The organism is Olsenella sp. An293 (assembly GCF_002159495.1).
Taxonomy (GTDB): Bacteria; Actinomycetota; Coriobacteriia; order Coriobacteriales; family Atopobiaceae; genus Thermophilibacter.
Genome location: NZ_NFIT01000008.1, coordinates 101,215 through 112,530 on the forward strand (window position 1 = coordinate 101,215; position 11,316 = coordinate 112,530).

General features: G+C 65.1%; 11 protein-coding genes. 6 read left to right on the top strand and 5 right to left on the bottom strand.

Annotation, left to right across the window (positions count from 1 at the left end):
- Window positions 1-337 precede the first annotated feature (337 nt).
- Window positions 338-1,600 (bottom strand): 3-isopropylmalate dehydratase large subunit, encoded by a 1,263-nt coding sequence (gene leuC / locus B5F85_RS06750; RefSeq protein WP_087315656.1) that lies wholly within the window; start codon window positions 1,598-1,600, stop codon window positions 338-340.
- Between the two features lies 1 nt (window position 1,601).
- Window positions 1,602-3,137 (bottom strand): 2-isopropylmalate synthase, encoded by a 1,536-nt coding sequence (locus B5F85_RS06755; protein WP_087315658.1) that lies wholly within the window; start codon window positions 3,135-3,137, stop codon window positions 1,602-1,604.
- A gap of 158 nt (window positions 3,138-3,295) precedes the next feature.
- On the opposite strand from B5F85_RS06755, the gene B5F85_RS06760 reads away from it, so the two are divergent.
- From B5F85_RS06760 to B5F85_RS06770, 3 genes are all read left to right on the top strand, one after another.
- Window positions 3,296-4,126 (top strand): Cof-type HAD-IIB family hydrolase, encoded by an 831-nt coding sequence (locus B5F85_RS06760; protein ID WP_087315660.1) that lies wholly within the window; start codon window positions 3,296-3,298, stop codon window positions 4,124-4,126.
- A gap of 378 nt (window positions 4,127-4,504) precedes the next feature.
- On the top strand, window positions 4,505-4,993 hold the full coding sequence (locus tag B5F85_RS06765; protein WP_087315662.1) for a hypothetical protein: 489 nt from the start codon (window positions 4,505-4,507) through the stop codon (window positions 4,991-4,993).
- Between the two features lie 42 nt (window positions 4,994-5,035).
- The gene (locus B5F85_RS06770) at window positions 5,036-5,296 is read left to right on the top strand and encodes a helix-turn-helix transcriptional regulator (RefSeq protein ID WP_087315664.1); all 261 of its coding nucleotides are present in this window, start codon (window positions 5,036-5,038) and stop codon (window positions 5,294-5,296) included.
- An 81-nt stretch (window positions 5,297-5,377) separates the two neighbouring features.
- On the opposite strand, the gene nudC is transcribed toward B5F85_RS06770, so the two are convergent.
- Window positions 5,378-6,271 carry an NAD(+) diphosphatase gene (gene nudC / locus B5F85_RS06775; protein WP_087315666.1) on the bottom strand — a complete coding sequence of 298 codons (894 nt, stop codon included), beginning with the start codon at window positions 6,269-6,271 and terminating at the stop codon, window positions 5,378-5,380.
- Window positions 6,272-6,617: 346 nt separating this feature from the next.
- Window positions 6,618-7,493 (bottom strand): DMT family transporter, encoded by an 876-nt coding sequence (locus tag B5F85_RS06780; protein ID WP_158094574.1) that lies wholly within the window; start codon window positions 7,491-7,493, stop codon window positions 6,618-6,620.
- Window positions 7,494-7,713: 220 nt separating this feature from the next.
- On the opposite strand from B5F85_RS06780, the gene B5F85_RS06785 reads away from it, so the two are divergent.
- Together B5F85_RS06785 and B5F85_RS06790 are read left to right on the top strand one after the other, a co-directional pair.
- Window positions 7,714-8,448, top strand: coding sequence for a hypothetical protein (locus tag B5F85_RS06785; protein WP_087315670.1), 735 nt, complete (start codon window positions 7,714-7,716; stop codon window positions 8,446-8,448).
- An 18-nt stretch (window positions 8,449-8,466) separates the two neighbouring features.
- On the top strand, window positions 8,467-9,471 hold the full coding sequence (locus B5F85_RS06790) for a GGGtGRT protein (RefSeq protein ID WP_087315672.1): 1,005 nt from the start codon (window positions 8,467-8,469) through the stop codon (window positions 9,469-9,471).
- An 81-nt stretch (window positions 9,472-9,552) separates the two neighbouring features.
- On the opposite strand, the gene B5F85_RS06795 is transcribed toward B5F85_RS06790, so the two are convergent.
- Window positions 9,553-10,326 (bottom strand): transposase, encoded by a 774-nt coding sequence (locus tag B5F85_RS06795; RefSeq protein WP_087315674.1) that lies wholly within the window; start codon window positions 10,324-10,326, stop codon window positions 9,553-9,555.
- Window positions 10,327-10,638: 312 nt separating this feature from the next.
- Here B5F85_RS06795 and B5F85_RS06800 point away from each other — a divergent pair, with 312 nt between their 5' ends.
- A complete protein-coding gene (locus B5F85_RS06800; protein ID WP_087315676.1) occupies window positions 10,639-11,073 on the top strand; it encodes a DUF1893 domain-containing protein in 435 nt (144 codons plus the stop codon).
- Window positions 11,074-11,316: the final 243 nt, after the last annotated feature.

Sequence of the window (11,316 nt, forward strand, 5' to 3'; positions counted from 1 at the left end):
TTTTTAGTCGTCGACGAAAACAAAAGTCGCCTCCGATCCATGAAAAATGGAGACTCAAGGACGCGGGTGCTTTTGCTCAACTGGACTTTTTCTCTCGGACCCTCGTCGAGAAGCCGTCGCAGTCGCATTTTTCCATGGATCGGAGGCGACTTTTGTTTTTCGCGGGATAGGAATATGGACCGAAGATCGATTTTGCAGGCATATGCCGCATGCGAGAAGAACGCGAGGCAGCAGGGAGCCCCCGGTCCTTCTAGCCAAGCGAATCACGAAGCGAGCGAGCGCAGCGAGCGCTGAGCTTGGTGAGAAAGACCGGGGGCTCCCGGGCAGGTCAGAGACCTTACAGGTCGGACGGCAGGGCGATGTGACCCGCGACGGCCGAAGCGGCCGCGACGGCGGGGCTCGCCAGGTAGACCTCGGAGGTGGGGTCGCCCATGCGGCCCACGAAGTTGCGGTTGGTCGTGGAGACGCAGCGCTCCCCCGCCGCGAGGATGCCCATGTAGCCGCCCAGGCACGGGCCGCAGGTGGGCGTGGAGACCACACAGTGGGCGTTGATGAAGATGTCCATCAGGCCCTCGTGGACGCACTGGAGCCAGACACCCTGGGTCGCGGGGATGACGATGCAGCGCACGCCGTCGGCGACGGTGCGCCCGCACAGCACCTCGGCCGCGGCGCGCATGTCCTCGATGCGGCCGTTGGTGCAGGAGCCAATGACGGCCTGGTCGATCTTGATGTGGCGGCTCTCGGTGACGGGATGGGTGTTGGAGGGCAGGTGCGGCCAGGAGACGCACGGCACGATGTCGGCGGCATCGATGTGGATGACCTGCTTGTAGACGGCGTCCTCGTCGGGGTGATACTCGACGAAGGCGCGCTGGGTGCGGCGCCTCACGTACTCGCGGCACGTGTCGTCGACCTCGAACAGACCCGCCTTGCCGCCGGCCTCGATGGCCATGTTGGCAATGGTGAGGCGTCCCTCCACCGAGAGCGCCTCGATCGTGGAGCCCGCGAACTCCATAGCGCAGTAAAGCGCGCCGTCCACACCAATCTTGCCGATGACGTAGAGGATGATGTCCTTGGCAGAGGCGCCCTCGGGCAGCTCGCCGTCGACGACGATGCGGATGGTCTCGGGCACCTTGAACCAGGCGCGACCGGTCGCCATGCCCACGCCGGCGTCCGTGGAGCCCACGCCGGTGGAGAAGGCGCCGATGCCGCCGTAGGTGCAGGTGTGGGAGTCGGCGCCGATGACGAGGTCGCCGGGCACCACGACGCCGCGCTCGGGGAGCAGCGCATGCTCGATGCCCATGCAGCCCTGCTCGTAGTAGTGGGTGATCCCCATCTCATAGGCAAAGTCGCGGGTCACCTTGGTCTGCTCGGCGCTCTTGATGTCCTTGTTGGGAGCGTAGTGATCGGGAACGAGGCAGACCTTGTCGCGGTCAAAGACGCCAGCGCCGATCTCGCGCACCGTCTTGATGGCGATGGGCGCCGTGATGTCGTTGGCGAGCACGAGGTCGAGGTCGCACTCTATGAGCTGGCCGGGGACGACCTCCTCAAGGCCGGCGTGGGCGGCGAGAATCTTCTCGGCCATCGTCTGGGGACGTGCCATGCTACTTCCCTTCCTTGGAACGCGTGGTCTGGATCATGCGATTGATCGCGTTGACGTAGGCCTTGGCGCTCGAGACGATGATGTCGTTGTCCGCGCCGCGGCCGGTGTAGACGCGGCCGTCCTCGGCGGTGATGCGCACCGTGACCTCGCCGATGGCGTCGATGCCGCGCGTGATGGCCTTGACGGAGAACTCCGCGAGGTCGCCGTGGACCGCCACGACCTTGTCGATGGCCTGGTAGGCGGCGTCGACCGGACCGGTGCCCGTGGCGGCGACCACGTGCGCCACGCCGAGCTCGTCGGTGATCGTGGCCGTGGCCGTGGGGATCAGCGGGTCGCCGCAGGAGACCTGCAGGGCATCGAGCGTGTAGACGGCAGCGACGTCGCGCTGGCGCTCCTGGACCATCGACTCGAGGTCCTCGTCGTAGACCTCCTTCTTCTGGTCCGCGATCTCGAGGAAGCGCTGGTAGACCTCGTCGAACTCGGTGTCGGCGAAGGTGTAGCCGAGCTCGGAGAGGCGGTGGCGAAGCGCAGCGTGGCCGGAGCGCGCCGAGAGGATGATCTCGGAGCCGGCGGCGCCCACGTCGGCGGGGTCGATGATCTCGTAGGTGTCGCGCGCCTTGAGGACGCCGTCCTGATGGATGCCGGAGGAGTGCGCGAAGGCGTTGGCGCCGACGATGGCCTTGTTGGCCTGGACGCTCATGCCGGTGATGCGGGAGACGAGGTGGCTCGCGCGGGTGAGCTCCTGGGTCACGATGTCGGTGTGGGCGTCGAGCTCCTCGCCATGCATCTTGATGGCCATGACGACCTCTTCGAGCGCGGTGTTGCCGGCGCGCTCGCCCAGGCCGTTGATGGTGCACTCAATCTGGCGGGCGCCGTTCTTGACGCCCTGGAGGGCAAGGGCCGTGGCCATGCCAAGGTCGTTGTGCGTGTGCACGGAGATGATGACGTCCTCGATGCCAATGACGTTGTCCGCGAGGCCCTTGATGCGCCGTCCGAAGTCCTCGGGAAGCTGGTATCCCGTGGTGTCGGGGATGTTCACGACGGTGGCGCCGGCCTTGACGACGGCCTGGATCACGCGCTCGAGGAACGCCTGGTCGGCGCGGCCGGCGTCCTCGGCGTAGAACTCGACGTCCTCGACGTAGCGCTTGGCGTACTCAACGCAGTGGACGGCGCGCTCGACGCACTCGTCCTCGGTGATGCGCAACTTGTCGCGCAGGTGGCTCGGCGAGACGCCGATGCCGGTGTGGATGCGCGGGCGCTTGGCCGTCGCGAGCGCCTCGGCCGCGCGGTCGATGTCCTTCTCGACGGCGCGTGTGAGGCCGCAGACCACGCAGGAGTCGCCCGCGAGACGGCCGATCTCCTGCACGGAGCGGAAGTCGCCCGGGGAGGAGATGGGAAAACCCGCCTCGATGACGTCGACGCCCATGCGAATGAGCTGCTGGGCGACGACGAGCTTCTCCTCGGTGTTCATGGAGGCGCCGGGGGACTGCTCCCCGTCGCGCAGCGTGGTGTCAAAGATGTGAATCTTCCTGGTCATGGTGTTGGCCTTTCTCGTCTGCGGCGCAGTGGCCCAGTGTTAGTGCACGATTATGCCTAAAACGGTGCGCGTCGGGGCGGCGTGGGCGGCAGATGGATTCTGCGCCGTAACAAACAGGGGCGCGTCTACAATGTGACGTGGCCGACGAAAGGAGCCACATGTATCGTCTCATCGCCTGCGACCTCGACGAGACCCTGCTCGACGACGAGCACCGCATTCCCGAGCGCGTCCGCCGGGCGATCGCCGCGGCGCGCGAGCGCGGGGCGCGCTTCGTCCCCGCCACGGGAAGGCCGTTTGAGTCGGTCAACGACACCCTGGCCGACCTCGGGCTCCTCGACGCGGCCGGCGAGTACGTCATCTCCTTCAACGGCGGCGTGCTCACCGAGAACGCAGACACCTCCCGCCCGCTCACCACCTGCTCGCTCGCGCCCGACGTGGCCGAGGCCCTCTACCAGGCGGGCATCGAGCGCGGGCTCTGCGTTCACGTCTACACGCTCGACCACGTCTACCTCTACAACTACTGGCCCGTCGAGCGCTCCTACATCGAAGGCCGCATGAACATCGTCGAGACCCACGAGCCCACGCTCGACTTTGTCGAGAAGAACGGCGAGGTCGTCGTCAAGCTCCTCTTCATGAGCCTCGACATGGAGGAGCTGCGCCGCACCGAGCGCGAGCTCGCCGCCGCCGGGCTCACCGCGGGCCTCGACGTCGTCTACTCCTCCAACCGCTACCTCGAGTTCAACGCGCCCGGCATCAACAAGGGCGCGGGCCTGCTCGCGCTCGCTGAGCACCTGGGCATCGCTCCGGGGGAGACCATGGCCATCGGGGACAACTCCAACGACGTCCCCATGATCCGCGCCGCGGGGCTCGGCGTGGCGGTCGCCAACGCCTCCGAGGAGGCCCGGGCCGCCGCAGGCTACGTCTGCGATGACGACAACAACGCCGGCGGGGTCGCCGAGGCGATCGAGCGGTTCGTGCTCGGCGCGTGACCTGCCGGGCGCCCGGGACGCCCCCCTGCTCACAATTGACAAGAGACGTCGGGCGACGCCGCAGCGTAGCGACGTCGTTGTGACCAGCGCTGCCCCGCGTTCTGCGTATGGGCCCACATTTTTCAACTCCAATAGCTTGAAATTAAAACTTTCTGTTTGTACGAATTAGCATTGCGCTATAACCAATTGACCGTTAATTCATACCGCTGACGGCATAGCTGAAAACGTTTTCAGTTTGAAAACTATCATTGAAGAACTCTCATTTGAACACGGTGAAGTTGCTAAGGGAGGTGATGTCCGTCAGGCAACGACACGCCAGCACGAAACACATCCCCCGGTTATCACCTTGATTCTGTTTTCAATCATGAGGAGAAGAACATGGACTCATCACTCAACAGGGAATGTCGCGTCGCGCGGCGCTGGTCGCGCTTTGGCGCCGTCGCCCTTCACGGCGCCGCAGGGCTCGGGACTATCGCGGAGATCGCGTTTTGCCTTCTGCTCGTCAGGAAGGGCCTCCCGGACGTCCGGGACATCCTGCTCTTCGAGGTGCCCCTCGTCCTCTCCCAGTGCATGACGCTGGGCACGATCTTCCTGCTCGCGGAGTTCCTGAGGCACTTCTGCAGGGACGACTCCCCCTTCGGCGGAGCCCAGTCGACGCGCCTCGTCATGACCTCCGTGCTGCTGCTCGGCCATCTGCTGCTCGAGCTTGTGGTCGCCGGGACGGCGCCGGCAGGGGCCCTGGAGTCGCTCGCCCTCGACGTCGACCTCGATCTCAAGGGCGCCGTCTTGATGGTGTTTCTCGTCTGCCTGGCGATGGTCGTTCGATATGGAAACGCTCTTAAGGAGGATTCCGACGCCTTCGTTTAGATAATATAGTCCTATGTAAAAAACGTTCACGGAGGTGACGAGGTGCCCATTGTCATGAGGCTCGACCGCGTAATGGCGGAGAGGAAGATCACGTCGACGGAGCTTGCCAAGCGGATCGGCACCTCCACGGTCAATCTCTCGAACATCAAGAACGGGCACATCCGCGGCATGCGCTTCTCGACGCTCGAGGCCCTCTGCCAGGTGCTCAACTGCAAGCCCGGCGACCTCGTCGACTACCTGTCGCCCGAGGAGGCCGCCGCCGAGCAGTCCCTCGGCGAGATTCGCGAGCGCAACTACCAGTAGACTCACCCACGCGAGCTCTACGCGAGAGGGGGCGACGGGACATCCCGCCGCCCCCTCCTCTCGTTCGTCATGACGAGGCGCTCACTCCCAGGCGGCGCGCCCCATGAGGCGGAAGCGCTCGATCATCTCGCCGGTGAGGCTCGCCCGGTCCCCCGTCCGCTCGAGGGGGATGTCGGCGCGCGAGAACCAGCGCGCCTCCTTGAGCTCGGTGCGGTCCACCGCGATGGTCGGGTCGCCGTCGACCTCGCACCAAAAGCCCACGAGCAGCGTGTCCGTGAAGCTCCACGGCTGGCTCTTGTAGAAGCGCAGGTTCTTGACGGTCAGCCCCACCTCCTCCATCACCTCTCGGCGCACCGTGTCCTCGAGCGGCTCCCCGATCTCGGTGAAGCCGGCGACGAGCGCCCAGAGCGCCGTGGTGCGGCCGGCGTAGCGCGTGAGCACGATCTTCTCGTCATTGCCGTCGCAGCTGGTCACGGCGCAGATGATGCCTGGGCAGATCTTGGGGTAGACGATGTGGGCGCACTCCGGGCATACGATCTCGCGGCTCGCCGGGGCGAGCTCGGTCGGCGCGCCGCAACGGCCGCAGAAGCGATTGCCGCGATACCAGCGGTCGAGCTGGGAGCCCGTGGCGGCAGCAAACAGCAGATGCTGCGGCTCGGCTCGGCGCAGCCAGCTCACGGACTCGTACGAAAAGCCCGCAGGCGCGGCAACCCGGTCGTCAAGGGCGAGGAAGAATCGGTCCTCCCCTAGCGAGAAGAGGTAGGTCGTGCGGCCCGGCCTGCGCGTGTAGTCTCCCAGGCGCGGAAGCTCGACCTCCTCGCCTGCGTCGCCGGCGTCGGCGTCCGCGCGACCCACGTGCGTTACCCGCGCGAGACAGCCGTCGCTCGTGAAGTGCAGGACATAGTCCGCATCCGCCGGTTCGAGCGACGAGAAGCGGTTGTCATAGACGTGCCCTGGACCGACCTCCTGAATCATGCTTCCTCCCAACGTGGGTCCCACAAAAATGGCTGCTACCTGACATCATGACGCTTGACGGCCGGCCCGGACTCGGAAATCCATGGGCGGGAGACGCCGCTTTCATGCAAAACCGCTCTTCGATCCATAATGAGCTCGCGCCGAAAACAAAACCTCGCTTCGATCCATGGGTTTTCACGCCTCCGGGCCAAAACGAATAATCGCCATCTGCGGTTTTGTCCTGACGGCGCCCTCACGCTCCCGCTTTGAGCCCATTTTTCCATGGATCGAAGCGAGGTTTTGCGTTGCCGCCATCAGCAAAATGGATTGGAACTCGATTTTGCAGCGCCCGCGCGTCCGACCAGGCCTAGTCCCGCCGACGCACGAGGAGCTCGCTCACCAGCACCGCCACGAAAATGGTTCCAAAGCCCACGGCAATGCGAGGCGTCACGAGCTCATGGTAGAAGATCACACTGGAGGCCACGGCAAAGACGCTCTCCAGAGAGAGCAGCAGCGACGCCTGGGCGGGCGGCACGTGAGCCTGCCCGAGGTTTTGCACCACCATGCACACGCACGAGGAGAGCAAGACGAGATAGGCCAGCGAGAGCCACACGTCGGCGGATGAGAAGATGGCCGGGTCGGGCGGGGTCTCGGTGAGAGCCGCCGTCCCGAGCGCGACGAGCGCGCTCACGGCAAGCTGGACCACCGTGAGCGTCATCACGTCGTGAGCAGAGGAGAAGCGCGCCACGAGCACGATGTGCACGGCGAAGAGCGCCGCGGCGGCGAGCGTGAGCCAGTCGCCGCCGCTCATGATCAGCGAGAGGTCGTCGCCGAGGGCGACCAGCCCCACGCCCACGATGGCGAGCGCCGCCGCGACGAGGTTGTTTGCCTCGGGCCTGCGGCGCGTGACGGCCCAGTTGAAAAACGGCACCATCACGCAATACGTGGCGGTGAGAAAGGCGTTGCGACCAGGGGTGGTGTCGTCGAGGCCAATGTTTTGCACCACGAAGGCAGATCCCGATGCCACGCCGAGGATGGTACCCATCACGAGATGGCTCAGGTCGAAATTGTCACGCAAGGTGCGCCAGAACAGCGCGCCCACGATGAGCGCGGACACGAGAAAGCGGATGCCCATCAGCCACGCGGGCGGGATGACGTCGAGCGTGTCCTTCATCACGACGAACGAGCCGCCCCAGATGGCGGCAGAGAAGGCGAGGGCGACCTTCCAGGCCCACTGGGGCACGGCACGTCGCCCGGGGCGCGAGCCCCTCGTAACCGCTCTGTCCATTTCCGCATTCATGGAGCGCGATTATAGCAGCCCACTCGCGGGACGCCGGCGAGCGAGCGCCCGAAAAACGACGCCGTCGGGACTCATGCGCGGACCGTTTTGCCGTAAACTAGACCCTGACTGGCAAGGACCGGTCGCATGGCACCGACCTCAACACCACGGAGAGGAGCATTACATGCAGTATTCCGCAGAAGTCGAGAATATGTGCCCCGTCGCCAAGGGCGCATATCACGGCCCCGCGCCCATCCCCGAGGAGGGCAAGTGGGTCCAGGCCAAGGAGATCAAGGACATCTCCGGCCTCACGCACGGCGTGGGCTGGTGCGCGCCCCAGCAGGGTGCCTGCAAGCTCACCCTTAACGTCAAGGAGGGCGTCATCGAGGAGTGCCTCGTCGAGACCCTCGGCTGCTCCGGCATGACCCACTCCGCCGCCATGGCCTCCGAGATCCTCCCGGGCAAGACCATCCTCGAGGCCCTGAACACTGACCTCGTCTGCGACGCCATCAACGTCGCCATGCGCGAGCTGTTCCTCCAGATCGTCTACGGCCGCTCCCAGACCGCCTTCTCCGAGGACGGCCTGCCCGTCGGCGCCTCCCTCGACGACCTCGGCAAGGGCCTGCGCACCCAGGTCGGCACCATGTTCGGCACCAAGGCCAAGGGCGCCCGCTACCTCGAGCTCGCCCAGGGCTACGTCACCCGCATGGCGCTCAACGAGAACAACGAGATCATCGCCTTCGAGTTCCTGAACCTCGGCAAGTTCACCGAGGCCCTCAAGGCCGGCAAGACCCCCGAGGACGCCATCGCCGGCGCCATGGGCCACTACGGCCAGTGGGAGAACGCCGCCAAGTACATCGATCCGCGCACGGACGAGGAGACCCACACGGTCGCCAACGTCTTCCCCGTTCACGAGTAGAAAGGGAGGGAAAACCAAATGGCAGTTTCGTTTGAGGGCTATGAGCGCCGCATCGACAAGATCAACAAGGTGCTCGCTGAGAACGGCATCTCCTCCCTCGAGGAGGCCGAGCAGATCTGCCTCGACAAGGGCGTGAACCCGCGCGAGATCGTCGAGGGCGTCCAGTCCATCGCGTTCGAGAACGCCAAGTGGGCCTACGTCTGCGGCTGCGCCATCGCCATCAAGAAGGGTGCCACGAGCGCCTCTGAGGCCGCCGCCATGATCGGCGAGGGCCTCCAGGCCTTCTGCGTCCCCGGCTCCGTCGCCGAGGACCGCAAGGTCGGCAAGGGCCACGGCGACCTCGGCGCCATGCTCCTCGGTGACGACACCGAGTGCTTCGCGTTCCTGGCCGGCCACGAGTCCTTCGCGGCCGCCGAGGGCGCCATCGGCATCGCGCTCAACGCCAACAAGGCCCGCAAGAAGCCGCTGCGCGTCATCCTGAACGGCCTCGGCAAGGACGCCGCCCAGATCATCGCCCGCATCAACGGCTTCACCTACGTGAAGACCCAGTTCGACTACTTCACCGGCGAGCTCAAGGTCGTGGAGACCATCCCGTACTCCGACGGCCCGCGCGCCGAGGTCAACTGCTACGGCGCCGACGACGTCCGTGAGGGCGTTGCCATCATGTGGCACGAGAACGTCGACATCTCCATCACCGGCAACTCCACCAACCCGACGCGCTTCCAGCACCCGGTTGCCGGCACCTACTTCAAGGAGCGCGTGCTCGCCGGCAAGAAGTACTTCTCCGTCGCCTCCGGCGGCGGCACCGGCCGCACCCTGCACCCGGACAACATGGCCGCCGGCCCCGCCTCCTACGGCATGACCGACACCATGGGCCGCATGCACTCCAGCGCCCAGTTCGCCGGCTCCTCCTCGGTGCCCGCGCACGTCGACATGATGGGCCTCATCGGCATGGGCAACAACCCCATGGTCGGTGCGACCGTCGCCTGCGCCGTCGCCGTCAACGCCGCGCTCAACGGCTAGTTCTTCTCGCCAGCGTCTTGGCTCGGGCCGCCACCTCCGGGTGGCGGCCCGTTTTTTTGACAATATCGTCAGGTTATAGTGTCAACTTTCGGTCTCCCGGACGGCGTTATGAACCGTCCCCCTGCCCACCCCCGTCACCCGCTCGATTTCTCGTATCGAGAGACCGCCTGCCCGCAGGAGCCGCAGCGCCTCGTTCCTCTCCGCACGCGGCAGCGCCTTGACATCCGATGGCGATGCCAGCCCCGCGTCACTAAGCAGCGACCGCGCAAGAGCACCCACCTCGTCGGGCGTCCTGCACAGCGAATGGGGCGAATACGAGACCATGCCCGCCGAAGCCGAGGCGCACAGCTCGACAAACCCCGCGGGGCCACCGAGCATGTCAAGCACGACCGCGGTATCCGAGACCTTTGGCTCTGTAGTGCCGACATACTCTCGGTAGCTGCTCCACTTGTACTCTGACGCCGGGCAAATCCCGGCGCGCTCGGGATTGAGGTGGACATACCGCACGGCGGCAAGCAGATAACGGTCATCCTCGATGGGGACGCTGCTAAACCTCGCCTGAAACACGTGTCCCGCATGTCGCTCCCTGCGATTGAACCTGCGAGAGTATGTCGTGAGCAGGCACTGCATGGTTTCGCTCAGGCGACTTTGGTCATCTCGCAAAATCAGGTGCACGTGATTGCCCATCAGGCACCAAGCGATCACGCCGACTTCATTTCTCCCGGCAAAGACGCTCAGGAGTTCGACAAAGGAGCGGCGATCATCGTCGCTTTCGAAGATGTTCTGCCGCCCGTTGCCTCTTGACACCACATGATAGTAGCCGGACTCCGACAACGATCTTCCGCCAACAGCCACCTTCTCCCCCCTTTCGATAGGTGGCAGAATAGTTCCTCTCAACCTCCTAATAGTCAAGTTTTATGATGTGTTTTTATCTTGTTGTGTAATAGTATTCTGATAGCTGTGTGATAGAGACGTGACAGCCGCGCGGCAGAAAGCGGCAAGAGAAGGGTTGACAATATAACCTGACGCCAGTGTCAAGCGAGGACAGGTTGGGTTGTCACATCCGACCTGTGATATCGATTTCGGCGAGCGGTATTGCCGGCAAAAGCCGTTGTGGTAGAGTACCCGCTGACTTGATTCACCCACGAATCTGGGAGGATTGAAGACATGGACGCCACCGACCTCGATCTTGCTCGCGCCCTGCTCATCGCCGAGAAGGACGCGACCCTCGTCGCCGTGCGCGGGGACGAGATCCACGTCTGCCGCGAGCGCGGCGTGAAGCCCCTCCTCAAGATGATCAAGGACGGTCGCAGCCTGCGCGGGTTCTCCGTCGCGGACAAGGTCGTGGGCAAGGCGCCCGCGCTGCTCTACGCCGTGCTGGGCCCCGACGCCGTCTTCTCCCCCGTCATGTCCTGGACCGGCCGCGCCGTGCTTCTCGCCTCCGGCATCGCCACGAGCTATGACACGCTCGTCCGTCACATCCAGAACCGCGCCAACAACGGCCAGTGCCCCATGGACTCCTCCGTCACCAACGTCTGGGAGCCCTACGAGGCCGTGGGCGTCCTGATGGATCGCGCGCGCCAGATGTCGCTCGGGGTGTAGGGACGCGCCGAAGCAGCGGCCTCGCGCAATCGCCAGCCGAGAAGGACGACCTCAGGGACCGTTCTTCTCGGCTTTTTTCGTGCCGAGTTGAGCCCGCGCGGGCAACGGCAAAATCAGTCATACTTGACGGCAGGCACACTGACGAGAAGGGCAGGCGCATGGGCAGATCAGGCGGGGGCGGAGGTGGCTTCTCCGGCGGGGGTCGCTCCGGCGGCTTCTCCGGTGGGGGCCGTCGCTCGGGAG

Bases quoted from the DNA above. Each gene is read 5' to 3' on its own strand.
- B5F85_RS06755 (WP_087315658.1), bottom strand. From the start codon at position 3,137: ATGACCAGGAAGATTCACATCTTTGACACCACGCTGCGCGACGGGGAG.
- B5F85_RS06760 (WP_087315660.1), top strand. From the start codon at position 3,296: ATGTATCGTCTCATCGCCTGCGACCTCGACGAGACCCTGCTCGACGAC.
- B5F85_RS06790 (WP_087315672.1), top strand. From the start codon at position 8,467: ATGGCAGTTTCGTTTGAGGGCTATGAGCGCCGCATCGACAAGATCAAC.
- B5F85_RS06765 (WP_087315662.1), top strand. From the start codon at position 4,505: ATGGACTCATCACTCAACAGGGAATGTCGCGTCGCGCGGCGCTGGTCG.
- B5F85_RS06785 (WP_087315670.1), top strand. From the start codon at position 7,714: ATGCAGTATTCCGCAGAAGTCGAGAATATGTGCCCCGTCGCCAAGGGC.
- B5F85_RS06800 (WP_087315676.1), top strand. From the start codon at position 10,639: ATGGACGCCACCGACCTCGATCTTGCTCGCGCCCTGCTCATCGCCGAG.
- nudC (WP_087315666.1), bottom strand. From the start codon at position 6,271: ATGATTCAGGAGGTCGGTCCAGGGCACGTCTATGACAACCGCTTCTCG.
- leuC (WP_087315656.1), bottom strand. From the start codon at position 1,600: ATGGCACGTCCCCAGACGATGGCCGAGAAGATTCTCGCCGCCCACGCC.